Below are 22,659 nucleotides of genomic sequence, written 5' to 3'. Positions count from 1 at the left end.
CGCTCAGAAGACAGGATCATGCCTGCGCAGGCTCGGCCTGCAGCGCCTCGATCTGCTCATGCAGTTCCAGCCACTGGGTCTCCAGCGTATCGTGCTCGGCGCGCAGTTCGCCCTGGCGCTTGCCGAGTTCGGCCGCCTCGCGCGGCTGCTCGGTGTAGAGCGCCGGGTCGGCCATGCGCGATTCGATCTCGGCCAGCTCGCGTTCGATGGACTGCATGCGCTTTTCCGCCGCCTGTGCCGCCTTCAGCAAGGGGCGAGCACGCTCGCGCTGCTGGGCTGCCGCGCGGCGTCGCTCACGCGCCGAAGGCTGCGCCGACGAGGCCTCGGACGACGAGTCGGTTCCGGTATCGCGGTTGCGCAGCCACCGGGCATAGTCATCGAGGTCGCCGTCGAACCGGTGCAGCGCGCCTTCGTCGATGCGCCAGAAACGGTCGCAGACCAGTCCCAGCAGATGGCGGTCATGCGAGACCAGCACCAGGGCACCTTCGTAGTCTTCCAGCGCATCGACCAGCGCCTCGCGCATGTCCAGGTCGAGGTGGTTGGTCGGCTCGTCGAGCAGCAGAAGATTGGGTTTGTCCCAGGCGATCAGCGAAAGTGCCAGCCGCGCTCGTTCGCCGCCGGAGAATCCGTCGACCGGCTCGAATGCGCGGTCACCGGCGAACTGCCACTGCCCGAGCCAGTCGCGCAGCTCCTGCTGCGACACGCCGGGTGCGCGTTCGGCCAGATGATCGAACGGACTGGCGCCGGCGCGCAGGCTCTCCACGGTGTGCTGGGCGAAGTAGCCGATACGCAGGTCTTTGTGCGCGCTACGCTCGCCGTCCAGCAAGGCGAGGTCGCCGACCAGCGATTTCACCAGCGTGGACTTGCCCGCACCGTTGATGCCCAGCAGCCCGACACGGTCACCGGCTTCGAGCCGCAGAGTCGTGTCACGCAGGATGCAAGCCGCGCCGCCCTGCCCCTCGCGGGACGGATATCCAAGGTCGGCCTGGTCCAGTCCCAGCATCGAGGTCGGCAGCCGTCCGGGTTCGGGAAAACGGAAATGGAACGGCCGCTCCACGCGCACGGCCTCGGTGCCGGCCAGCTTTTCCAGACGCTTGATGCGTGACTGCGCCTGCTTGGCCTTGCTGGCCTTGGCGCGGAAGCGGTCGACAAAGGACTGCAGGTGTGCGCGCTCGGCCTGCTCTTTCTCGTGCGCGATCTGCTGCTGGCGCAGCTGCTCGGCACGCTGGCGCTCGAACGCGGTGTAGTTTCCCGTGTACAGGCGTCCGGTGCCCGTGTGCAGGTGCAGCACGTGAGAGACGACGCCGTCGAGGAATTCGCGGTCGTGCGAGATGACCAGCAGCATGCCCGGATAGTGACGCAGCCAGTTCTCCAGCCACAGTACGGCGTCGAGGTCGAGATGGTTGGTCGGCTCGTCCAGCAGCAGCAGCTCGGACGGCGCCATCAGCGCACGGGCCAGATTCAGACGCACGCGCCAGCCGCCGGAGAACGACGCCACCGGTTTCTCGTGCGTGTCCGGCGCGAAGCCGAGGCCGTGCAGAAGTCGTCCAGCGCGAGCGCGGCCGTCGTAGCCGTTCAGCGCCTCGATGCGCTGATGCGCCGTTGCCACAGCGGCATGATCGCCAGCCTCCTGCGCGCGCGCCTCGGCATCAAGCGCCGCCGCCAGCTCGACATCGCCGCCCAGCACGTAGTCGATGGCCGCGTCGGGCAGCGCCGGCGTTTCCTGCGCCACCGAGGCCATGCGGATGCCCGAGGGGATCTCCATCGAACCGGTGTCGCTGTCCAGCTCGCCGCGGATGGCCGCGAACAGGCTCGACTTTCCGCAGCCATTACGGCCGACCACACCGACCTTCCAGCCGGCGTGGAGCGTCAGGTCGATGCCTTCGAGCAGTGCGCGCGGACCGCGACGCAGGCCGAATTCGCGAAAGGCGATCACCGTCTATGCGCTCCGCCGGCCGACCCGTCGTTCACTCGTAGCGAACGGCGATGATCTCGTAGTTCTTCACGCCCTTGGGCGCCTCGAACTCGATGCTGTCGCCTTCCAGCCGGCCGATCAGCGCACGCGCGATCGGCGAGGACACGGCAATCAGGTTCTGCTTGATGTCCGCTTCCAGGTCGCCGACGATCTGGTAGGTCACCTCGTCGCCGCTGTCTTCGTCCTCGAGATTGACGATGGCGCCGAACACGATCTTGGCACCGGCATTGAGCGTGCTCGTGTCGATCACCTGTGCCGTGGACAGCGTGGCTTCCAGCTCGTTGATGCGGCCCTCGATGAAGCTCTGCTGCTCGCGGGCCGCATGGTACTCGGCGTTTTCCTTCAGGTCGCCGTGCGCACGCGCTTCGGCAATGGCTTCGATGACGCGCGGACGTTCCTGGCCCTTGAGGCGTTCCAGTTCCTTGCGCAGGCGCTCGGCGCCTTTCTTGGTCATGGGAGCACGGTTCATGCTTCAAGCTCCTTGTGCAGTTCCTGCAGGCTGTGCACGCTGCCGCCGTCGCGGGAATCCAGCGAATGCAGCAGGGCGCGCGCGCCTGCGATGGTGGTGGAGTACGTGACGCGCTGCTGCAGCGCCTCACGACGAATGGAGAACGAGTCGGCGATCGCCTGCTTGCCTTCGGTCGTGTTGACGATATAGACGATCTCGCCGTTCTTGATCAGATCGACGATGTGCGGACGGCCTTCCAGCACCTTGTTGATGTGCTCGCAGGTCACGCCGTGGTCGTTGAGGAAGGCCGCGGTGCCGCGTGTGGCGACCAGACCGTATCCGCGCTTGTGGATGTCCTGTGCGATCGACAGCAGGCGATCCTTGTCGGCGTCGCGCACCGACAGGAACACCTTGCCCAGCGGCGGCTTGCGGATGCCGGCGGCCTCGTGCGCGCGACCGAAGGCGGCGCCAAAATCGCGCCCCACGCCCATCACCTCGCCGGTCGAGCGCATCTCGGGTCCCAGAATCGGGTCGACGTTCTGGAACTTCAAGAACGGAAAGATCGCTTCCTTCACCGAATAGTAGTCGGGCACGACTTCGCGCGTCGCATCCTGTGCGATCAGATCACGGCCGGCCATGCAGCGCGCGGCGATCTTGGCCAGCGGCTGGCCGGTGGCCTTGGACACGAACGGCACGGTGCGCGAGGCACGCGGGTTCACTTCCAGAATGAACACGGTCTCGCCGCCCTGCACCGCGAACTGGGTATTCATCAGACCGATGACCTTCAGCTCGCGCGCCAGCAGCGTGACCTGGCGACGCAATTCGTCTTGCAGCGCCGGCGTCAGCGAGTACGGCGGCAGCGAGCACGAGGAATCGCCGGAATGCACACCGGCCTCCTCGATGTGCTCCATGATGCCGCCAATCAGCACGTTGCCCTCGGCGTCGGCGATGATGTCGACATCGACCTCGACCGCGTGGTCGAGGAAGCGGTCCAGCAGCACCGGCGAGGATTCGGACACGCGCACTGCCTCGCGGATGTAGCGTTCCAGGTCGGCGTCGGCGTAGACGATCTCCATCGCGCGACCGCCCAGCACGTAGCTCGGACGCACCACCAGCGGATAGCCGATCTCGCGCGCCAGCGTCAGCGCTTCCTCGGCGCTGCGGGCGATGCGGTTGGGCGGCTGCTTCAGATTCAGCCGGTCGATCAGCTGCTGGAAACGCTCGCGGTCCTCGGCCAGATCGATGGAATCCGGGCTGGTGCCGATGATCGGCACGCCGGCCGCCTCCAGCGCGCGCGCCAGCTTCAGCGGGGTCTGCCCGCCGTACTGCACGATCACGCCCTCGGGCTTCTCCTTGTCGACGATCTCCAGCACGTCTTCCAGCGTCAACGGCTCGAAGTACAGACGGTCGGAGGTGTCGTAGTCGGTCGAGACCGTTTCCGGGTTGCAGTTGACCATGATGGTCTCGAACCCGTCCTCGCGCAGCGCCAGCGCGGCGTGCACGCAGCAGTAGTCGAACTCGATGCCCTGGCCGATGCGGTTCGGTCCGCCGCCCAGCACCATGATCTTGCGGCGGTCGCTGGGATCGGACTCGCACTCTTCCTCGTAGGTCGAGTACATGTAGGCGGTCGAGGTGGCGAACTCGGCCGCGCACGAATCCACCCGCTTGTAGACCGGACGCACGTCCAGCGTGCGACGCAGGTGGCGCACGGCGGCCTCGTCGGTGTCCAGCAGCGTGGCCATGCGCGCGTCGGAGAAACCCAGTCGCTTGAGTTCCAGCATGCGCGCGGCGTCCAGCGACGACAGCCCCTGCTCGCGCAGCTCGCCCTCGGCGAGGACGATGTCCTCGATCGCCGCCAGGAACCACGGATCGACCGCGGTCAGCGCGTGCACGTCGTCCAGCGACAGGCCGGCGCGGAAGGCGTCGCCCAGGTACAGGATGCGCTCCGGCCCGGGCTGACGCAGCTCGCGCTTGAGCGTGGCCAGATCCTCGTCGTCGTTCAGGTCCAGACCGGTCGGGTCGAGACCGTTCTTGCCGGTTTCCAGTCCGCGCAGCGCCTTCTGCAGCGATTCGTGCATGCTGCGGCCGATGGCCATCACCTCGCCCACCGACTTCATCTGCGTGGTCAGGCGCGCGTTGGTGGCCGGGAACTTCTCGAAGGCGAAACGCGGGATCTTGGTGACCACATAGTCGATGGCCGGCTCGAACGAAGCCGGTGTCTTGCCGCCGGTGATCTCGTTCTTCAGCTCGTCCAGCGTGTAGCCAACCGCCAGCTTCGCCGCAACCTTGGCGATCGGGAAGCCGGTCGCCTTCGAGGCCAATGCCGACGAACGCGACACACGCGGGTTCATTTCGATGACCACCACGCGACCGGTCTCGGCGTTGACGCCGAACTGCACGTTGGAGCCGCCGGTGTCCACGCCGATCTTGCGCAGCACCGCCAGCGAAGCGTCGCGCAGGCGCTGGTATTCCTTGTCGGTCAGGGTCTGCGCCGGCGCCACGGTGATCGAGTCGCCGGTGTGCACGCCCATCGGATCGAGATTCTCGATCGAGCACACGATGATGCAGTTGTCCGCATGATCGCGGACCACTTCCATCTCGAATTCCTTCCAGCCCAGCACCGATTCGTCGATCAGCACTTCGTGGGTCGGGCTCAGTTCGAGGCCGCGCTTGACGATCTCCTCGAACTCCTCGCGGTTGTAGGCGATGCCGCCGCCGGAGCCGCCCATGGTGAAAGACGGACGGATGATGCTCGGGAAGCCCAGCTTCTCCTGGATTTCCCAGGCCTGCTCCATCGAACGCGCGATTTCCGAGCGCGGCGACTCCAGGCCGATCTCGTTCATGGCGTTACGGAACAGTTCGCGGTCCTCGGCCATGCGGATGGCTTCGCGCGAAGCGCCGATCAGCTCCACGTCGTACTTCTCGAGCACGCCGTGGTCAGCCAGTTCCAGCGCGCAGTTCAGCGCCGTCTGTCCGCCCATGGTCGGCAGCACCGCGTCAGGTTTCTCCTTGGCGATGATGCGCTCGACGGTCTGCCAGGTGATCGGCTCGATGTAGACCGCGTCGGCCATCTCCGGGTCGGTCATGATCGTGGCCGGATTGGAGTTGACCAGAATGACGCGATAGCCCTCCTCGCGCAGCGCCTTGCAGGCCTGTGCGCCGGAGTAGTCGAACTCGCAGGCCTGACCGATGACGATCGGGCCGGCGCCAATGATCAGGATGCTCTGGATATCGGTGCGCTTGGGCATCAGCGGGCCTCCTGCATCAGGGTGGCGAAACGGTCGAAGAGGTAGTCGATGTCGTGCGGGCCGGGACTGGCTTCCGGGTGTCCCTGGAAGCAGAACGCGGGCCGGTCGGTCAGCGCGAAGCCCTGCAGCGAGCCATCGAACAGCGACTGGTGCGTGACACGGGCCTGCTCGGGCAGCGAATCCGGATCGACGGCGAAGCCGTGGTTCTGGCTGGTGATCAGCACGCGGCCGTCGTCCAGATCCTTCACCGGATGGTTGGCGCCGTGGTGGCCGAACTTCATCTTCAGCGTCTTCGCGCCCACGGCCAGCGCCATGATCTGGTGTCCCAGGCAGATGCCGAACAGCGGGATCTTCTTGTCCAGCAGCGTGCGCGCGGCGGCAACCGCGTACTCGCACGCCGCCGGATCGCCGGGTCCGTTGGACAGAAACACGCCGTCTGGCTGCATCGCCAGGACGTCCTCGACCGGCGTCTGCGCGGGCACCACCGTGAGGTCACAGCCGCGCTCGGCCAGCAGACGCAGGATGTTGCGCTTGATACCGAAATCGTAGGCGACGACTTTGAAGCGGGCTTCGGTGGTATTGAAGGCCGTGCGATCGAGGTCGTACACGCCTTCGGACCAGGCGTAGCTTGACGCCGTGGTGACTTCCTTGGCCAGATCCATGCCGTTCAGGCCGGGGAAGGCGCGCGCCTGCGCCAGCGCCGAATCCTCGTCGATGGCATCGCCGGCGACGATGCAGCCGGCCTGCGCGCCCTTGTCGCGCAGGATGCGTGTCAGGCGGCGCGTGTCGATGCCAGCAATGGCCACCACGCCGGAACGTTCCAGATAGGCAGACAGACTTTCTTCGCTGCGCCAATTCGAGGCGCGGCGCGGTACGTCGCGCACGATCAGGCCGGCAGCCTGAATGCGGTCGGATTCGGCATCGGCGGCATTGCAGCCGGTGTTGCCGATGTGCGGATAGGTCAACGTGACCAGCTGACGAGCGTAGGAGGGATCGGTGAGGATTTCCTGGTAGCCGGTCATGGCGGTGTTGAACACCACCTCCCCGACGGTGGAACCGGTGGCGCCGACCGCGTGGCCGCGGAAAACACTACCGTCTTCAAGAACTAACAGAGCTGGGGTCATCGGGGGCCGCCTTCAGCAGGTGCAGCAAAACCCGCAGGCCGGTGTGACTGGCCTGAGGGACTCGCGAAAAAAGGGTTTTCGGGCGGGCCACAATGTTAAGCGCCGGCACCGGCGATGTCCACCTGTTCGGATGAATGTCCGCTGCATTTGCCGTGGAACCGGAGTCTGGCGCTAGACTGTCCGGACAAATTCAATTCACTGCACGCACAAGGAGCCGCGCATGGCCAGCGACCAGTACCACGAACCGATCGAGGAACTCAGCGACGAAGTGCGCGACATGCACCGCGCCATCGTGTCCCTGATGGAAGAGCTGGAAGCCGTGGACTGGTACAACCAGCGCGCCAGCGCCTGCAAGGACGAGGAGCTGAAGGCCATCCTCGAGCACAACCGCGACGAGGAAAAGGAACACGCCGCGATGGTGCTGGAATGGATTCGCCGTCACGACGGCTTCTTCTCCGACCAGATGAAGGAATTTCTGTTCACCGACAAGCCGCTTCGCCACGACTAGCCCCGTTCTCCACGCCTTTTCCGATTCGCGTGCATGCCCCATGACGACGACACTGATCGATCCCGCCCGCCTCGAACGCGCCGACACCACGGTCTGCTCGGAACCGTTCTCCTTCCTGATCGCGCACGAGCAGCTTCCCGATGCGGCGCGAGGCGAGCTCGAGCGGGATTTCCCGCGCTACGACGAAGCCGGTTTCTTTCCATGGGACCCGGCCGACTGCGGACCGACGATCAACACCGTCATCGAGCAACTGACCGCACCGGAGATCGCCAGCGCGATCGGCACGCGGCTCGGCATCGAGAACCTCGGCCAGTACCCCACGCTGGTCACGCTGTGCCGGCACCTCAACCGCCGTCACGGCACCATCCACACCGACAGCAAGTCCAAGGTCGCCACCGCCCTGCTCTACCTCAACGAGTCGTGGCCCGACACCAGCGACGGCTGCCTGCGATTCCTGAAGAAGATCGACGACATCGACGCCATGCTGGTGCCTGAACTGCAGCCCCTGTACGGCAAGTTCGCGGTCTTCAAGCGTTCGGAGAACTCCTTCCACGGTCACCTGCCATACGAGGGCGAGCGCCGGGTGATCCAGGTCGCCTGGCTGGTCAGCGAGGAAGCCAAGCTGCGCAAGACCAAGCGCGGCAAGTTCTCGCGCCTGTTCAAGAAGCTGTTCGGCGGCCTCGACAAGAAGCTCGGCGCCGGCCGCGACCGCAACGCCGCGCATCGCGACTGAGCGAGACAGCGAAGCCTGTACCGCCAAGGATCCGCGATGCCCGCTCTTTTTCTGGTTTCCCTTGCCCTGCAGATCGCCTGCGCTGTCCACGTGATCCGCAGCGGTCGCTCCCTGTACTGGATCTGGCTGCTGCTGATCGCCTCGTATCTGGGCGTCGCGATCTACGTGCTGGCTGCGGTGATTCCGGATCTCCAGAGCAATCCGGGAGGCCGCAAGGCCGCTCGCAAGGCCATGCAGACCCTCGACCCGGCACGCCGTCGGCGCGCCTTGCAACGACGCCTGGAAACGAGCGACACCATCGACAATCGCCGACACCTGGCCGAGGAATGCCTCGAACTCGGCGACTACACCAACGCCGAGGAACTCTACCGCGGCCTGCTCAAGGGACTGTATGCCGAGGACCCTGACTTCATGCTCGGCCTGGCTCGGGCACAGGGCGGCCAGGACGATTTCGCAGCCGCGCGCGACACCCTGGACGCCCTCGCACGGACCAATCCGAACTACACATCCCACGAAGGCGATCTGCTGCACGCCCGCTGTCTCGAAGCACTGGGCGATACCGCTGCGGCATTGCAGGCATACAGCGTGCTGGCGCGCAGCTATCCCGGCGAGGAGGGTCGCTACCGCTACGGTCACCTGTTGCATCGCGCTGAACGCCATGCCGAGGCGCGTGACGTGTTCGCGGCACAGCTGAAGCAAGCCCGCTCGATGCCCGCCTACTACCGCCGCAAGGAGCGCCCCTGGCTCCGCGCGGCGCGTCAGGAGCTGACGCAACTGGGCGCACGCGGATGACGTCGCCGTCGGATATCGCCGTCCGATGACGCCCGTCGTCTGGCACACGGTATTCGAGGTGCTCGCCTACTCGGCGGGATTCCAGACCTATCTGTGGCAGCGCCGACGCGGGGTCGACGGCAGCGTGCACGACCGCGACCTGATGGCCGTGGTGGCGGTCGGCGCCATCGTCGGCGCAGCGCTGGGCGCGAAGATGTCCTACTGGCTGGACGATCCCCTGACCGCATTCGCCCACTTTCCCGACTGGCGCCATCTGCTGGAAGGCAAGTCGATCATCGGCGCCCTGCTCGGCGGACTGCTCGGCGTCGAGGTCGTCAAGCGTTTCTGGGGCGTGCGTCAGTCCACCGGCGACAACTTCGTGCTGCCGCTGACCGTGGGCATGTGCATCGGCCGCATCGGCTGCTTCCTGGGCGGACTGGGCGATCACACCTACGGCATCGCGACCACCCTGCCCTGGGGTGTGGACTTCGGCGACGGCATCGCACGGCATCCGACCCAACTCTACGAAATCGTCTTCCTGCTGGCGCAATACGCCTGGATTCGCGCTCGCTGGCATCGCTTCACCCTGCCCGGCGATCGCTTTCGCGCATTCATGATCGGCTATCTGGCGTTCCGCCTGCTGGTCGAGTTCATCAAGCCGGTGTTCTATATCTGGCCGCTGGGGCTGACCGGGCTGCAGTGGCTGTGCGTGGCCGGACTGCTCTACTACGCGCGTGCCGTTCCGCGTATCGTGCAGACCATGGTGATGGGGAGAAAAGCGACTTGGGCGCGAAGGTAAGGCCGTACCTGTTCTACGACAGCGCCGTTTCGGTATGCACGCAATGCCTGCGACGGGTCGAGGCGAAGATCCTGATCAAGGACGAGCGCGTGTACCTGGAGAAATGGTGCCCGCTGCATGGCCGCGAGCGCGTGCTGATCGCCGACGACGCGGCGTACTACCGACGCTGCCGCGAAGTCTTCATCAAGCCCCCGGAACTGCCGCAACGCTTCAACACCCCTCAGCGCTGGGGCTGCCCCTACGACTGCGGCCTGTGTCCAGAGCACATGCAGCACAGCTGCCTGACCCTGATCGAGATCACCGATCACTGCAACCTGCGCTGCCCGATCTGCTACGCCGACAGCGGCCCGCACCGGCCCGGGTTCCGGGATCTGCCGACCGTCGAACGCATGCTCAATGCCGTGGTCGCCAACGAGGGCGAACCGGACGTGGTGCAGATCTCCGGCGGCGAACCGACGCTCCACCCGCAGTTCTTCGAGATTCTGGACGCCGCACGCGCACGCCCGATCCGTCACCTGATGGTCAACACCAACGGCTTGCGCATTGCCAAGGAACCTGATTTCGCCGCACGTCTGGCCGACTACCAGCCCGGTTTCGAGCTGTACCTGCAGTTCGACTCGCTGCGCGACGACGTGCACAAGGATCTGCGCGGCGCGAAGCTGCGCGACATTCGCCTCAAGGCGCTCGAACAGCTCAATCGCCACGACATTTCCACCACGCTCGTGGTGACGGTGAAGAAAGGACTCAACGACGGCGAGCTGGGTGAGATCATCGACTTTGCCCTGAAGCAGCCCTGCGTGCGCGGCGTGACCTTCCAGCCGATCCAGGCCGCCGGCCGGCTGGAGCACTACGATCCAGCCACCGACCGCCTGACGCTCAGCGAGGTGCGCCGCCGCATCCTCGAACAGTCGCCGCTGTTCGAATCGGACGACCTGATCCCGGTGCCGTGCAATCCGGACTGCCTGGCCATGGCCTATGCTCTGAAATTGGGCGACGAGACCGTGCCGCTGACCCGCTTCGTGTCGCCACAGACGCTGGTCGAAAAAGGCCGCAACACCATCGTCGTCGAGCGCGACGAGGACCTTCGTGCGCATGTCTTCGAACTGTTCGCGACCAATCACTCACCCGAGGACCAGGCCTGCTCGCTGTCCGACCTGCTGTGCTGCCTGCCTCAAGTGCAGGCGCCGGCCGATCTGGGCTACCGCAATGTGTTCCGCGTGCTCATCATGCAGTTCATCGATGCCCATGGCTTCGACCTGCGCGCGGTGAAGAAGTCCTGCGTCCACATCGCGCAGCCGGACGGCACCATCGTGCCGTTCGACACGTTCAATCTGTTCTATCGCGACGATCTCGCCGACCGCCTGCGCAACCTGCGCGAGGAAGTCGAGCGCGCCTATCTTGTCGAAGAGGATGTCTCCGCATGAGCGATATCGAGCTCGATCCGCCCGCTCCCGAGCCGCCTCCCGTCCCACCGCAGGGCGAGCCCTCGCCGCCGCAGCGCCGCGGCTCCATCGCCGCCGGCATCGGTCTGGCGTGGCTGATCATGATTCTGGGACACCTGCTGCTGATGCCGTTTCGCGCGGCCACCTTCCTGCCTATTCCGGAGCTGTTGGTCGGCGTCGCCGCGGCGGTGTTCTATGCGAAAGGCATTCCACGCACCGGCCAGGGACTTCTGCTGGGACTGGCTTCGCTGCTGGCTGTGGCACTGCTGCTGGTGGCGGCCTGCTTCGGACTGCTGTTCAGCGGGGGCTTCAGATAGCCTCAGAGCACCTTCGCTTCGACTCGCTAAACGACTGCGCCTTCATCCGCGATGGACGCCGAACCCATACGCGCACCGACTCGCCGTTCGAGCGCAAATGGTTTCCCGAATATCGCAATCTGAGTCCACGACAGAAACGTCGACACGAACATGCGAACGCATACGGCAGCATCGCATGCGTCACATGGCTTCAACGGCGTACAGAGGGTCACGCCGATTCCCCGAGCCGGCGCGTCGGCAGGTCGAACCGCGGGAATCAGACGCCCTGCAGGCGACCTTCTAGCATGTCGGCGATGCCGTAGTGGCCCGCCGGCTGACCCGGCAGCCATACTGCAGCTTCCAGCGCGCCGCGAGCGAAAATGCCGCGATCCGTGGCGCGATGCGCAAGCTCAAGACGCTCGCCGTTTCCGGCGAGCATGGCGATGTGCTCGCCGACAATGTCGCCGCCGCGGATGACGGAAAAACCGATTTCGCCGGACTTGCGAGGTCCGGGATGCCCCTCTCGCGCATAGACGGCCTGTTCGTCCAGCGTCGTGCCGCGCGCCTTGGCCGCCGTTTCGCCCAGAGCGATAGCCGTTCCGGATGGCGCATCCTCCTTGCGGCCATGGTGCGCTTCGATGATTTCCAGATCCCACTCGGGCAAGGCCCGCGCAGCGTCGCGCAGGAGACGCTGCAGCACGGCGACGCCGAGACTGAAATTGGCAGCCTGCAGGATGGCAATATGCTCGGCCGCATGCGTCAGGCGATCACGCAGTGCCGCGTCATAACCGGTAGTGCCGACCACCAGGGGGACCCCCTCGGCCAGACAGTAATCGAGTGCGTTGCCCAAACCGACCGGCGTGCTGAAGTCGATCACCGCATCCAACGCACCAGCGCCTTCCCAGCCGTTGCTGTACCGCAGCGACTCCGGTGTGGCCGGCTGCTGCAGGGGATGTCCAACGAGCTCCGATCGCGCATCGATCACGGCGCGCTGCACGCGCACACGGCGATCACTGCGGCTGCGCGCGATCAACGCGCGCCCCATGCGTCCGGAGGCGCCGCTGATGGCGATGCGAAGTGCTTGATTCATGACTACCCTGGCGCTCGCGCCGATTCGGAATCCGGCCATCCTAACGCGTCCAGGACGCGGCGCAAACGCCGGATTCGCAGTTTCAGGAAGTCACGCGGGACCAGAAATCCTTGACCCCGTCGAACCAGTTCTTGGCGCGCGGGGAATGCTCCATGCTGTGCTCGCCGCCGAAGGTTTCCTCAAACGATTCCAGCAACTCGCGCTGTTCGCGGGTCAGGCGCACCGGCGTTTCCACGACCACCTGGCAAATCAGGTCGCCGACCCGGCCGCCTCGCGGCGACTTCACGCCACGGCCGCGCAGACGGAAAGTCTGCCCGGTCTGGGTCTCCGGCGGCAGATTGATCTCGACGTCATCCTCCAGCGTCGGCACCGTCAGCGTCGCACCAAGCGCCGCCTGGGTGAAGCGGATCGGCACTTCGCAATGCAGGTCGTTGCCTTCGCGCTGGAAAATCTTGTGCGGACGCACGCGCACTTCGACGTACAGGTCACCGGCCTGCCCGCCCGCCGGGGCGGCTTCGCCCTGCCCGGTCAGGCGCACGCGGTCGCCGGTGTCGACGCCGGCGGGAATGTTCACCGACAGCGTGCGGGTATTGCGGTAGCGCCCCTCGCCCTTGCAGGTCTTGCACGGGTTCTTGATCGAACGCCCGCTACCGCCGCAATGCGGACAGGGCTGCTGGATCGAGAAGATGCCGTTCTGCATGCGCACCTGACCGTGACCGTTGCAGGTCCCGCAGGTATCGAGCTTGCCGTCCTCCGAGCCACTGCCCTGGCAGTCGTCGCAGGCGACCAGGGTCGGAACCTTGATCTCTTTCTCGAGGCCGAACACGGCCTCTTCCAGGTCCATCTCGAGGATGTAGCGCAGATCGGAACCGCGCTGCGGGCCGCGACGACCGGCGCCACCGAAGATGTCGCCGAAGATATCGCCGAAGATGTCGCCCATGTCGCCGAATCCGCCAGCGCCGTGCCCGCCGCCCATGCCGCCTTCGAACGCCGCATGGCCGTACTGGTCGTACATGCTTCGCTTGTCGGCGTCGGACAGGATCTCGTAGGCCTGCTTGGCCTCCTTGAAGCGCTCCTGCGCCTCGGGATCGTCCGGACAGCGGTCGGGATGGCATTTCATCGCCACGCGACGGAATGCCTTCTTGATCGTGGCCGTGTCGGCACTGCGCTCGACACCCAGGGTTTCGTAGTAACAGGTCTTGCTCATGAGCGATGTTTCATTGAGCCTTCGATGCGTCGATCGGGTACCAACCACATCGAGGCAACGAGGATGTAAATCAAGCCCGAGAACCAGACGCTGACGAAAGCCAGCGGGATCGCACAGGCATAAAGAAGCGGCGCAAGGATACCTTTCCAGTCACGGCGTGACAGCAGCATTCGCGCCATCTCCCCATCGCGCCCGCCGTTGGCGCGAATCAAGGTGAACTGGAAAGGCTGCCAGGCCAGGCCGGCCATCAGCAGCACGACACCATACAACGCCACCGGTACGGTGGCGAAATGGTTCTCACCCATCCATGCGGTCGCGAACGGAAACAGGGACAGCCAGAACAACAGATGCAGATTGGCCCATAGCACCGATCCGCTGACATGCCGGGCGGCCTGCAGAAAATGGTGATGGTTGTTCCAGTAGATGCCGACGTAGACGAAGCTGAGCACGTAACTGAGAAAAGCCGGCAGCACGGGCAGCAGCGAAGCTAGGTCGGTGCCATGCGGGGCTTTCATCTCCAGCACCATGATGGTGATGACGATGGCCAGCACGCCGTCGCTGAATGCTTCCAGTCGCCCCTTGTTCACCGTGCCCCCACGAACGAAGAGGGCCGGACGGTCACGCCGTCCGGCCCGATTTCGCTCAGCTCTTCTTGTCGTCGTCCTTCACTTCGGTGAATTCGGCGTCGACCACGTCCTCGGGCTGGGCCGAACCGCCACCCGGGGCCTGCTGACCGGCCGCCTCGGGACCGGCCTGACCGGCGCCCTGGGCCGCCGCGAACAGCGGCTGCGCGACCTGCTCGAGCTTGCTCATCTTGGACTCGATGGCGTCCTTGTCGTCGCCTTCCATCGCCTTCTCGAGATCCGACAGCGCCTCCTCGATGCCGCCGATCTGGTCGCCGGCCTTGTCACCGTGCTCCTTCAGCGCGCTGCGGGTGGCATGCACCATCTGGTCGGCCTTGTTGCGCGTGGTGACCAGTTCCTGGAACTTCTTGTCGTCCTCGCGGTGCGACTCGGCGTCGGCGACCATGCGCTCGACTTCTTCCTCGGACAGACCCGAGCCGGCCTTGATCTCGACCTTCTGTTCCTTGCCCGTCTTCTTGTCCTTGGCGTGCACGTGCAGGATGCCGTTGGCGTCGATGTCGAAGCTGACCTCGATCTGCGGCATGCCGCGCGGCGCAGGGTCGATACCGGCCAGGTCGAAGCGGGCCAGCGACTTGTTGTACTGGGCCTGCTCGCGCTCGCCCTGCAGCACGTGCACGGTGACCGCGGTCTGGTTGTCGTCGGCGGTGGAGAAGATCTGCGACGCCTTGGTCGGAATCGTGGTGTTCTTCTCGATCAGCTTGGTGAACACGCCGCCCATGGTCTCGATGCCCAGGCTCAGCGGGGTCACGTCGAGCAGCAGGACGTCCTTGACGTCGCCACCCAGCACGCCGCCCTGGATCGCCGCGCCCACGGCCACGGCCTCGTCCGGATTGACGTCCTTGCGCGGCTCCTTGCCGAAGAAGTCCTTGACCGCTTCCTGCACCTTGGGCATGCGGGTCTGACCACCGACCAGGATCACCTCGTCGACGTCGGACACACGCAGACCGGCGTCATCCAGCGCGGTGCGGCACGGATCGATGGAGCGCTTGACCAGGTCCTCGACCAGCGCTTCCAGCTTGGCGCGGGTCAGCTTGATGTTCAGGTGCTTGGGACCGGAGGCGTCGGCCGTCACGTACGGCAGGTTGACCTCGGTCTGGTGGCTGGAGGACAGCTCGATCTTGGCGCGTTCGGCGGCGTCCTTCAGGCGCTGCAGGGCCAGCGGGTCCTTGCGCAGGTCGATGCCCTGGTCCTTGTTGAACTCCTCGACCAGGTAGTCCATGACGCGCTGGTCGAAGTCCTCGCCGCCGAGGAAGGTGTCGCCGTTGGTGGCCAGCACCTCGAACTGCTTCTCGCCGTCGACCTCCGCGATCTCGATGATCGACACGTCGAACGTGCCGCCGCCGAGGTCGTACACGGCCACCTTGCGGTCGCCGCCCTTCTTGTCCAGGCCATAGGCCAGCGCGGCCGCGGTCGGCTCGTTGATGATGCGCTTGACCTCCAGACCGGCGATCTTGCCGGCGTCCTTGGTCGCCTGACGCTGCGAATCGTTGAAGTACGCGGGCACCGTGATGACGGCTTCGGTGACCGGCTCGCCCAGGAAGTCCTCGGCGGTCTTCTTCATCTTCATCAGCACCTTGGCCGACACTTCCGGCGGCGCCATCTTCTTGCCGTCGGAGGTCTGCACCCAGGCATCACCGTTGTCGTGCTCGAAGATCTTGTAGGACACCAGGTCGATGTCCTTCTGCACTTCGGCGTCCTTGAACTTGCGACCGATCAGACGCTTGACCGCGTAGAAGGTGTTGGCCGGATTGGTCACCGCCTGACGCTTGGCCGAGGCGCCCACCAGCACTTCGCCGTCCTTGCTGAAGGCGACGATGGAAGGCGTGGTGCGGTCACCCTCGGAATTCTCAATGACGCGCGTGGATGAACCCTCCATCACCGCCACGCACGAATTGGTGGTGCCGAGGTCGATACCGATGATCTTGCCCATGGTCTTCACTCTCCGAAAATTTCTGTGATGCGGCCCCCGCGGCCGCCGTTGATTTCTAGGTGGGGGATGCCGCGCGGCGATTCAAGACGCGCGCGGCACGGTTTTTCAGGCGCTGGGCGCCTTGGCGACCGCAACCAGCGCCGGGCGCAGCAGTCGGTCGTTGAGTACGTAGCCCTTCTGCAGCACGGCGACGACGGTGTCGGGGGCGTGCTGATCGGTCTCGACCATGTTCATGGCCTGGTGCTGTTCCGGATCGAACGGCTTGTGCAGCGGGTCGATCGCCTTCAGGCCGTTCTGCTCGGCGACCTTCAACAGTGACTTGAGCGTCAGCTGCATGCCTTCGCGCAGTGGCGCGACCTCCTCGGTCTGCACGGCCAGGCCCTGCTCCAGGCTGTCGCAGACCGGCAGCAGGTCCGAGAGCACGCGCTCGTTGGCGAAGCGGCGGGCCTGTTCCAGCTCGCGCTGCAGGCGGCGGCGCTGATTCTCGATCTCGGCACGCTCGCGCAGCAGGGTGTCGCGCATGTCCGCGACGCTGCGCTCGGCCTCGGCCAATTGGGCGGTCAGGGTTTCCAGCTCCTGCATCGAGGTCTCGCCGTCCTGCGACGTGCTGGACGGCTCCTGATCGGGCGCCGTGTCCGGTGCGTTCGGCTTGGTGTCTTCCATCATGGCTCCAGAGGCAACTTCATGAGGACCCGCGACAGCGCCGCAGGCCGGTTCGGTTTGGGTTGGTGTGCGGAAACGACCGCTCTGGCGAGGGTTATAGGGTCGCCGTGACGCGATTCAAGGCATCGCCGAGCAATCCGGCGGTCGCCTGCACGACGGGAATCACGCGATCGTAGGCCATGCGGGTCGGTCCGATCACGCCTACTGTGCCCAGCACGCGGCCCTCGGTGCCATAGGTGGCGGTCACCACGGAGCAGCCGTCGAGCGCGGCGTAACCCGACTCCTCGCCGATGAACAGGCGCACGCCGGGGGCCTTCGCGCACACATCCAGCAACTGCATCAGATCGCGCTTGCGCTGGAAGGCCTCGAACAGTTCGCGCAGGCGATCCAGGTCGGACAGCTCCTGATAGCCCATCAGGTTGGTCTGCCCGCTGAGCACCATGTCGGCCTCGGCCTGCGGCGCGAACGAGGCCGAAGCCAGCTCCACCGCATTGCTCAGCAATTCGTTCAATTCGTGGCCGGCGGCCTTCAGCTCGGCCAGCAGGCGCGTGCGGATCTCGTCCAGACGCAGCCCGGCGAATTCGCTGTTGAGGTAATTCGCCGCCTGTTCCAGCGCTCCCGCGCTCAACGGCTCACTCAGCTGCACCACGCGGTTCTGCACCTGGTTGTCGGCAAACACCAGAATGACCAGTACACGCGCGCCTTCCAGCGGCACGAAGTCGATGTGGCGAAGGGAGAAATCCGAATGTCGCGGCACAGTTACCAGACCGACGAAATGGGTCATCGCCGAAAGCAGCGACGAGGTGCTGTTGAACAGATCCAGCGAGCTGTTCGGTGTCGGTGGAAGCTGCTGGCGCAGGCGCGCCAGGTCTTCGCCGGTCAGCGGACGCAGCTCGAGCAGGCTGTCCACGAACAGGCGCAGCCCGCGCGGCGTGGGAATGCGTCCGGCGGACGTGTGTGGCGACGCCACCAGCCCGGATTCCTCCAGATCGGCCATGATGTTACGGATGGTCGCCGGGCTCACGTCCAGTCCCGAGGACTTGGACAGCGTGCGCGAACCGACCGGCTCGCCGTCGGTCAGGTACTGGCCGATCAGCGCGCGCAGAAGGCGGCGGGAGCGTGCGTCGAGATCCGGACCGTGCGATGGGCTCATGAAAAACCGGGTTTGCGTGGATACCTGTGGACTGAATAAGGGTTGAACGCGAGCGTTGCAAGCCCCTCGTGTCCACCTCGCCTCGATTGAAGATCGTCCGCTGTCTGCAGATATGAGACGCGTATCGCTACAATCAGCGACGTCATCGTCCGGGTTTGTCTATGCTCAGCTCGCTTTACGTGCGCAATTTCGCCGTGGTCGAGGAAGCCGAGATCGGCTTCGGCCCCGGCATGACCGTGGTCACCGGTGAGACCGGTGCCGGAAAGTCCCTGCTTGTCGACGCGCTGATGCTGCTGTCCGGCGCCCGCGCCGATAGCGCGCTGGTCCGCGCCGGTAGCGACCGTGCCGAGCTCTCGGCCGAATTCGACCTGTCCGCCCTGCCCGCCGCGCGGGACTGGCTGGCCCAGCAGGAGCTGGACGACGACGGGCACTGCAATCTGCGCCGCGTGCTCAAGGCCGAAGGCAGCTCCCGCGCCTGGATCAACGGGCGGCCGGCCACGCTGACCCAGCTGTCGGAGCTGGCGGCGCTGATTGTCGAGATCCACGGTCAGCACGAACACCAGGCGCTGCTCTCCCGCACGCATCAACTGGCCCTGCTCGACGCGTTCGCGCAGGCGGCCCCCTTGCGTGAGCGTGTGGCCGAACAGACTCGCGCCTGGCGCGACTGCGGCCGGCGCATCGAGGCACTGACCGGCGGCGAGGATCGCGACGAGCGCATTGCCCTGCTGCGCCACGAGGTCGAGGCCTTGCAACGCTGGAGCCTCGCGCCCGAGGACCTGCAGGAGCTGGAAGCCGACCACCGCCGCCTGGCCAACGCCGGCCGGCTATTGGAAGGCGCCAACGGACTCAGCGAGCTGCTCGACGGCGACAGCGAATTCGCCGCGCGCCGCGCCGTCGGACGCGCGCAGGCCGAACTGGCCCGCCTGGCCGAACTCGACAGTCGCCTGGAACCACTGGCCGCGCTACTGGAAAACGCCGAGATCCAGCTCGGCGAGGCCATCGACGGCCTCGGCCACTACGCCAGCGACCTGGACATGGATCCCGAGCGCTTCGCCGAGGTCGATCAGCACCTGGCCCGCCTGCACGATCTGGGGCGACGTCACCGCCTGCCGCTGGAAGAGCTGCAGCAGAAAGCCGAGACGCTGGCGACCGAACTCGAGGAACTGGAAGGCGCGGGCGCGACTCTCGAACGCCTGCGGCGCGAGCGCGACGAATGCGCGAGCCGCTATACCAAGGCCGCCGCCGAGCTGAGCAAGGCCCGCGCCAAGGCCGCTGCAACGCTGGGCGAACAGATCACGGCATTGATGCAGGAACTCGGCATGGCCGGAGGCCGCTTTCAAGTCTCGCTCACGCCGCGTGATGGCGACGATCCCGACGCACTCGGCGCAGAACGCTGCGAATTCGAGGTCAGCGCCAACCCAGGGCAGCCGCCGCGGGCACTGCGCAAGGTCGCCTCGGGCGGCGAACTGGCACGCATCAGTCTCGCCGTCGAAGTCGCCGCGCTGGGCATGGACAGTGTGGGTTGCATGATCTTCGACGAGGTCGACAGCGGCATCGGCGGCGCGGTGGCGGAGGTCGTCGGCCAGAAGCTACGCACGCTCGGCGACCGCTGCCAGACCCTGTGTGTGACGCATCTCCCCCAAGTCGCGGCGCAGGGCCACGCACACATCAAGGTCAGCAAGCAGAGCGAGGACGACACCACGCGTACCCGCATCGAGTCCCTGGACGGCAAGCAGCGTAGCCGGGAGCTGGCGCGCATGCTGGGCGGCATCGAAATCACCCGCGAGACCGAGGCGCACGCGCGCAAGATGCTCAAGCAGGCCCAGGGCTGAGTCCGCCCCGCCGGCAAAAAAGAAACGGCGGCTGAACCGATCGGAACATCGGCTTGAACTAATCGCGATGCAGGACCATCTAATGTTCCGTATCGCCGTGATGGCGACCGCAGATGACCCGCCTGCTTCGCATCGGTCATCGAGGGATCGGCTCCATCCCCTCCCCCCAATCGGCGCCGGTCCAACAAACCCTCGACAGCTCTTCCCCTGGCTGTCGGGGGTTTTTTTATGCCTGCAAGATACGTTCACGCATTCGTTTTTTCCTGCAGCAGCAGTTCGAGAACCCGCCCCACGGCGGCAAAGGCGAACGCGCCGGTGATGTGCGTGGCCGCGCCCAGACCGCCACCGCAATCCAGGCGAAAACCCTCGTCGCCGCTCGGACGTGTCCCGCAGACGCTTCCATCCTCCTGCGGATACCGCACGTTTTCCAGAGAATACACTGCAGGAACGCCGAAATAACGATTAGAATTTCTCGGAAAATTAAAATCTTGCCGCAACTTTTTGCGAATAAGGCTGAGCATGGCGTCATGCTCGGTACGCGACAGATCGCGCACCCGCACCTGAGTCGGGTCCACACGCCCACCGGCCGACCCGACCACCACCAGCGGCAGCTTGCGGCGACGGCACCAGGCGATGGTTTCCAGCTTCACACGGAAAGCATCGCAGGCATCCAACACCAGGTCGTAGCCGCGGTCGAGTAATTCATCCAGCGAGCCCGGCGTGAGAAACCGCTCGATGCCTTCCACCTCGATATACGGATTGATGGCGCACGCACGCTCGGCCATCAAGGCCACTTTCGATCGCCCGTACTGACCGTCCAGGGCTGGAAGTTGCCGGTTCGTGTTGCTGAGACAGACCTCGTCCGCATCGATCAGGGTCAGACGTCCGATGCCGCTGCGCGCCAGCGCCTCGACCGCCCATGAACCCACACCGCCGATGCCGACGACACAGACATGCTTGCCCGACAACCGCTCCACACTGCCACGGCCGTAGAGACGGTCCACGCCCTGGAAGCGCTCCGCGCGCACGCGCTCCCGCATGGCGGCATCGTCATCCGCGGAGGAAATCGTGCTTGGCACGGACGCCGGGTCATGCTCGAATGAGGCGCTCATGCGATACGTCCGTTCTTGAACCGGGAAATTTTCATGCGATCTGTTCTGCTCTTGATTCTGGGTCTGGTTGTCGGCGCAGTGGGTGCCTTCAGGGTCAGTAACGTGATGCACATGCGCGACGCCTATCCGCGCGGCGTGATGAACGTGATGAAGCATCATCTCGGTGCGCTGGGGCAAGCGGTTCGCCAGGGCAAGTGCCCGGCCGACGCCACGCAGTTGCACTTGCGGCGCCTCGCATCGATACAGGCCGATATTGTGCCGGCTTTCGCCAACGATGTCGGCGCCAAGCCGGATTTCCAGGCGCATGCGAAGAAACTCGACGACGCGATCGAACAGGCTCTGCAGGCCGCGCCGGCCGACTGCCCCACCCTGCAGAAAGCCGTGTCCAACATCGGCGGCACCTGCAAGAGCTGCCACGAAGCCTACCGCTGAACGACACGCCGGGCGCTAGAGCCGAATGCGCCCGGTCAGCAGCTGCCAGAACATCACCCAGTCTCCGGCCAGGCTGTACCAGGGATGGTGGAACGTGGCCGGACGATTGTGCTCGAAGACGAAATGGCCGACCCATGCGAAACCGTATCCGGCCAGCGGCATGCCGAGCAGCCACCACGCGTTCCCGCTGATCAACGCCAACGCAAGAAATCCCAGTACACACAGACTGCCGATGAAATGCAGACGGCGGCAGGTGCGATTGCGGTGTTCGGAGAGGTAGTACGGATAGAACGCCCGGAAGCTGGTGAACTCGCTCATGTTCATTTCTCCGGCAACGGAATGAATTCCTCGTCGTCGCCGGGCACGGTGTCGAAACGGCCATCCTTCCAGTCGCGACCGGCCTGATCGATCCGCGAGCGCTCGCTGGCGACGAAGTTCCACCACACGAACCGCGGCCCATCCAGCGGCGCGCCGCCGACCAGAATCACCGTGCTCGGCGTCACCGCCTGCAGCTTCGGGGCGTCCGGACCGCGGTGCACGCCCATGTCGAATGCATCGAGACGCTGTTCGCCGAACCGCAGCTCGCCCTCGACGACATAGACCCCATGCTCCTCGTGCTCGGGCGGCAGCTCGAGCTCGGCACCGGTCTGCAGATGCGCCTCGGCGAAGAAGGTCGGCGCAAACACCTTCACCGGCGACTGCGCGCCCCAGCCGCTACCGGCCATCAGGCGCAGGCGCGCACCGGGCAATTCCAGCGCAGGAAACTGGTCCGTAGCGTAATGATGGAAATCCGGGGCGACCGTTTCATCCGCCTTGGGCAAGGCGACCCAGGTCTGGATGCCATGCATCCGACCGCCCTCGTCGCGCTTCCAGTCCGGCGTGCGCTCCGAATGCACGATGCCACGACCGGCCGTCATCCAGTTGACTTCACCCGGGTGGATCTCCTGATCGCTGCCCAGGCTGTCACGATGCCGAATACAGCCGTCGAACAGCCAGGTGACGGTCGCCAGCCCGATATGCGGGTGCGGCCGTACATCCATGCCCTTGCCCGGAGGCAGATCGACAGGCCCCATGTGATCGAAGAACACAAACGGCCCGACCGAACACGCCTGCGCATGCGGCAACACGCGCCGCACCATGAAACCGTCGCCGAGGTCGTGCGTCTTCGGCTCGATGCGGGTGAAAACGTCGTTCGACATGTGCTCGTCCAGGCAGGAATACGCCGCCATGGTAGCGCGGCGGTGGACGGCTA

Annotated in this window: 21 protein-coding genes; 8 read left to right on the top strand and 13 right to left on the bottom strand. The window is 65.5% G+C overall.

All coding sequences use genetic code 11. The annotated features are described in order from the left end of the window. Positions 1 to 16 precede the first annotated feature (16 nt). The 4 genes from HF690_RS09950 to carA are packed head-to-tail and all read right to left on the bottom strand — an operon-like array spanning position 17 to position 6,795. Positions 17 to 1,936, bottom strand: a complete 1,920-nt coding sequence (locus tag HF690_RS09950) for an ATP-binding cassette domain-containing protein (RefSeq protein ID WP_168609304.1) — start codon at positions 1,934 to 1,936, stop codon at positions 17 to 19. Between the two features lie 31 nt (positions 1,937 to 1,967). Continuing rightward, the gene (gene greA, locus HF690_RS09945; protein WP_113064886.1) at positions 1,968 to 2,444 is read right to left on the bottom strand and encodes a transcription elongation factor GreA; all 477 of its coding nucleotides are present in this window, start codon (positions 2,442 to 2,444) and stop codon (positions 1,968 to 1,970) included. After that, on the bottom strand, positions 2,441 to 5,671 hold the full coding sequence (carB, locus tag HF690_RS09940) for a carbamoyl-phosphate synthase large subunit (RefSeq protein ID WP_113064885.1): 3,231 nt from the start codon (positions 5,669 to 5,671) through the stop codon (positions 2,441 to 2,443). Before carB ends, greA begins: the two co-directional genes overlap by 4 nt. Next, positions 5,671 to 6,795 carry a glutamine-hydrolyzing carbamoyl-phosphate synthase small subunit gene (gene carA, locus HF690_RS09935; RefSeq protein ID WP_168609303.1) on the bottom strand — a complete coding sequence of 375 codons (1,125 nt, stop codon included), beginning with the start codon at positions 6,793 to 6,795 and terminating at the stop codon, positions 5,671 to 5,673. The genes carB and carA overlap by 1 nt, the downstream gene beginning before the upstream one ends. 220 nt (positions 6,796 to 7,015) lie before the next feature. Here carA and HF690_RS09930 point away from each other — a divergent pair, with 220 nt between their 5' ends. From HF690_RS09930 to HF690_RS09905, 6 genes are read left to right on the top strand one after another with little or no spacing between them, the layout of a single operon-like run. Next, positions 7,016 to 7,303, top strand: a complete 288-nt coding sequence (locus HF690_RS09930; RefSeq protein WP_113064883.1) for an encapsulin-associated ferritin-like protein — start codon at positions 7,016 to 7,018, stop codon at positions 7,301 to 7,303. Positions 7,304 to 7,343: 40 nt separating this feature from the next. After that, on the top strand, positions 7,344 to 8,036 hold the full coding sequence (locus tag HF690_RS09925) for a 2OG-Fe(II) oxygenase (protein ID WP_113064882.1): 693 nt from the start codon (positions 7,344 to 7,346) through the stop codon (positions 8,034 to 8,036). A gap of 36 nt (positions 8,037 to 8,072) precedes the next feature. Continuing rightward, positions 8,073 to 8,828, top strand: a complete 756-nt coding sequence (locus HF690_RS09920) for a tetratricopeptide repeat protein (protein ID WP_113064881.1) — start codon at positions 8,073 to 8,075, stop codon at positions 8,826 to 8,828. Positions 8,829 to 8,853: 25 nt separating this feature from the next. After that, positions 8,854 to 9,606: a prolipoprotein diacylglyceryl transferase gene (locus tag HF690_RS09915; RefSeq protein ID WP_168609302.1), complete on the top strand. Its 753-nt coding sequence runs from the start codon at positions 8,854 to 8,856 to the stop codon at positions 9,604 to 9,606. Further along, positions 9,591 to 11,030 (top strand): radical SAM protein, encoded by a 1,440-nt coding sequence (locus HF690_RS09910; protein WP_168609301.1) that lies wholly within the window; start codon positions 9,591 to 9,593, stop codon positions 11,028 to 11,030. Before HF690_RS09915 ends, HF690_RS09910 begins: the two co-directional genes overlap by 16 nt. Continuing rightward, entirely contained in the window at positions 11,027 to 11,365 is a 339-nt protein-coding gene (locus HF690_RS09905; RefSeq protein WP_168609300.1) for a hypothetical protein, read from the top strand. The genes HF690_RS09910 and HF690_RS09905 overlap by 4 nt, the downstream gene beginning before the upstream one ends. A gap of 256 nt (positions 11,366 to 11,621) precedes the next feature. Here HF690_RS09905 and dapB read toward each other — a convergent pair whose 3' ends face one another. The 6 genes from dapB to hrcA form a co-directional block, all read right to left on the bottom strand. Next, positions 11,622 to 12,434, bottom strand: coding sequence for a 4-hydroxy-tetrahydrodipicolinate reductase (gene dapB, locus HF690_RS09900; RefSeq protein WP_168609299.1), 813 nt, complete (start codon positions 12,432 to 12,434; stop codon positions 11,622 to 11,624). Positions 12,435 to 12,516: 82 nt separating this feature from the next. Further along, positions 12,517 to 13,641, bottom strand: a complete 1,125-nt coding sequence (gene dnaJ / locus HF690_RS09895) for a molecular chaperone DnaJ (RefSeq protein WP_113064876.1) — start codon at positions 13,639 to 13,641, stop codon at positions 12,517 to 12,519. Continuing rightward, complete coding sequence (locus tag HF690_RS09890; protein WP_168609298.1) at positions 13,638 to 14,228, bottom strand: TMEM175 family protein; 591 nt, start codon at positions 14,226 to 14,228, stop codon at positions 13,638 to 13,640. Before HF690_RS09890 ends, dnaJ begins: the two co-directional genes overlap by 4 nt. A 55-nt stretch (positions 14,229 to 14,283) precedes the next feature. Next, a complete protein-coding gene (gene dnaK / locus HF690_RS09885; protein ID WP_168609297.1) occupies positions 14,284 to 16,215 on the bottom strand; it encodes a molecular chaperone DnaK in 1,932 nt (643 codons plus the stop codon). A 105-nt stretch (positions 16,216 to 16,320) separates the two neighbouring features. Further along, positions 16,321 to 16,878 carry a nucleotide exchange factor GrpE gene (gene grpE / locus HF690_RS09880; protein ID WP_113065104.1) on the bottom strand — a complete coding sequence of 186 codons (558 nt, stop codon included), beginning with the start codon at positions 16,876 to 16,878 and terminating at the stop codon, positions 16,321 to 16,323. A 94-nt stretch (positions 16,879 to 16,972) separates the two neighbouring features. Next, positions 16,973 to 18,031, bottom strand: coding sequence for a heat-inducible transcriptional repressor HrcA (gene hrcA / locus HF690_RS09875; protein WP_113064873.1), 1,059 nt, complete (start codon positions 18,029 to 18,031; stop codon positions 16,973 to 16,975). A 161-nt stretch (positions 18,032 to 18,192) separates the two neighbouring features. On the opposite strand from hrcA, the gene recN reads away from it, so the two are divergent. Beyond that, positions 18,193 to 19,863: a DNA repair protein RecN gene (gene recN / locus HF690_RS09870; RefSeq protein WP_168609296.1), complete on the top strand. Its 1,671-nt coding sequence runs from the start codon at positions 18,193 to 18,195 to the stop codon at positions 19,861 to 19,863. A 245-nt stretch (positions 19,864 to 20,108) separates the two neighbouring features. Here the strand turns inward: recN and HF690_RS09865 are convergent, their stop codons facing one another. Beyond that, entirely contained in the window at positions 20,109 to 20,903 is a 795-nt protein-coding gene (locus HF690_RS09865) for a tRNA threonylcarbamoyladenosine dehydratase (protein ID WP_113065103.1), read from the bottom strand. 183 nt (positions 20,904 to 21,086) lie between these two features. Here HF690_RS09865 and HF690_RS09860 point away from each other — a divergent pair, with 183 nt between their 5' ends. Beyond that, positions 21,087 to 21,407 (top strand): cytochrome c, encoded by a 321-nt coding sequence (locus tag HF690_RS09860; protein WP_168609295.1) that lies wholly within the window; start codon positions 21,087 to 21,089, stop codon positions 21,405 to 21,407. 15 nt (positions 21,408 to 21,422) lie between these two features. Here HF690_RS09860 and HF690_RS09855 read toward each other — a convergent pair whose 3' ends face one another. Continuing rightward, complete coding sequence (locus HF690_RS09855) at positions 21,423 to 21,725, bottom strand: Mpo1-like protein (RefSeq protein ID WP_168609294.1); 303 nt, start codon at positions 21,723 to 21,725, stop codon at positions 21,423 to 21,425. Positions 21,726 to 21,727: 2 nt separating this feature from the next. Further along, a complete protein-coding gene (locus tag HF690_RS09850; RefSeq protein ID WP_168609293.1) occupies positions 21,728 to 22,606 on the bottom strand; it encodes a pirin family protein in 879 nt (292 codons plus the stop codon). Positions 22,607 to 22,659: the final 53 nt, after the last annotated feature.

Source organism: Oleiagrimonas citrea (genome assembly GCF_012395255.1).
In the GTDB taxonomy this organism is placed as follows: domain Bacteria; phylum Pseudomonadota; class Gammaproteobacteria; order Xanthomonadales; family Rhodanobacteraceae; genus Oleiagrimonas; species Oleiagrimonas citrea.
Note: the sequence above shows the minus strand (reverse complement) of the source record. Positions and strands in the feature narration are given on the sequence as shown.

What these genes read in the sequence shown, in the direction of transcription:
- greA (WP_113064886.1), bottom strand. Translation starts at nt 2,444, where the DNA reads ATGAACCGTGCTCCCATGACCAAGAAAGGCGCCGAGCGCCTGCGCAAG.
- carB (WP_113064885.1), bottom strand. Translation starts at nt 5,671, where the DNA reads ATGCCCAAGCGCACCGATATCCAGAGCATCCTGATCATTGGCGCCGGC.
- carA (WP_168609303.1), bottom strand. Translation starts at nt 6,795, where the DNA reads ATGACCCCAGCTCTGTTAGTTCTTGAAGACGGTAGTGTTTTCCGCGGC.
- HF690_RS09930 (WP_113064883.1), top strand. Translation starts at nt 7,016, where the DNA reads ATGGCCAGCGACCAGTACCACGAACCGATCGAGGAACTCAGCGACGAA.
- HF690_RS09925 (WP_113064882.1), top strand. Translation starts at nt 7,344, where the DNA reads ATGACGACGACACTGATCGATCCCGCCCGCCTCGAACGCGCCGACACC.
- HF690_RS09920 (WP_113064881.1), top strand. Translation starts at nt 8,073, where the DNA reads ATGCCCGCTCTTTTTCTGGTTTCCCTTGCCCTGCAGATCGCCTGCGCT.
- HF690_RS09915 (WP_168609302.1), top strand. Translation starts at nt 8,854, where the DNA reads ATGACGCCCGTCGTCTGGCACACGGTATTCGAGGTGCTCGCCTACTCG.
- HF690_RS09905 (WP_168609300.1), top strand. Translation starts at nt 11,027, where the DNA reads ATGAGCGATATCGAGCTCGATCCGCCCGCTCCCGAGCCGCCTCCCGTC.
- dapB (WP_168609299.1), bottom strand. Translation starts at nt 12,434, where the DNA reads ATGAATCAAGCACTTCGCATCGCCATCAGCGGCGCCTCCGGACGCATG.
- dnaJ (WP_113064876.1), bottom strand. Translation starts at nt 13,641, where the DNA reads ATGAGCAAGACCTGTTACTACGAAACCCTGGGTGTCGAGCGCAGTGCC.
- dnaK (WP_168609297.1), bottom strand. Translation starts at nt 16,215, where the DNA reads ATGGGCAAGATCATCGGTATCGACCTCGGCACCACCAATTCGTGCGTG.
- grpE (WP_113065104.1), bottom strand. Translation starts at nt 16,878, where the DNA reads ATGGAAGACACCAAGCCGAACGCACCGGACACGGCGCCCGATCAGGAG.
- hrcA (WP_113064873.1), bottom strand. Translation starts at nt 18,031, where the DNA reads ATGAGCCCATCGCACGGTCCGGATCTCGACGCACGCTCCCGCCGCCTT.
- recN (WP_168609296.1), top strand. Translation starts at nt 18,193, where the DNA reads ATGCTCAGCTCGCTTTACGTGCGCAATTTCGCCGTGGTCGAGGAAGCC.
- HF690_RS09865 (WP_113065103.1), bottom strand. Translation starts at nt 20,903, where the DNA reads ATGCGGGAGCGCGTGCGCGCGGAGCGCTTCCAGGGCGTGGACCGTCTC.
- HF690_RS09860 (WP_168609295.1), top strand. Translation starts at nt 21,087, where the DNA reads ATGCGCGACGCCTATCCGCGCGGCGTGATGAACGTGATGAAGCATCAT.
- HF690_RS09855 (WP_168609294.1), bottom strand. Translation starts at nt 21,725, where the DNA reads ATGAGCGAGTTCACCAGCTTCCGGGCGTTCTATCCGTACTACCTCTCC.
- HF690_RS09850 (WP_168609293.1), bottom strand. Translation starts at nt 22,606, where the DNA reads ATGTCGAACGACGTTTTCACCCGCATCGAGCCGAAGACGCACGACCTC.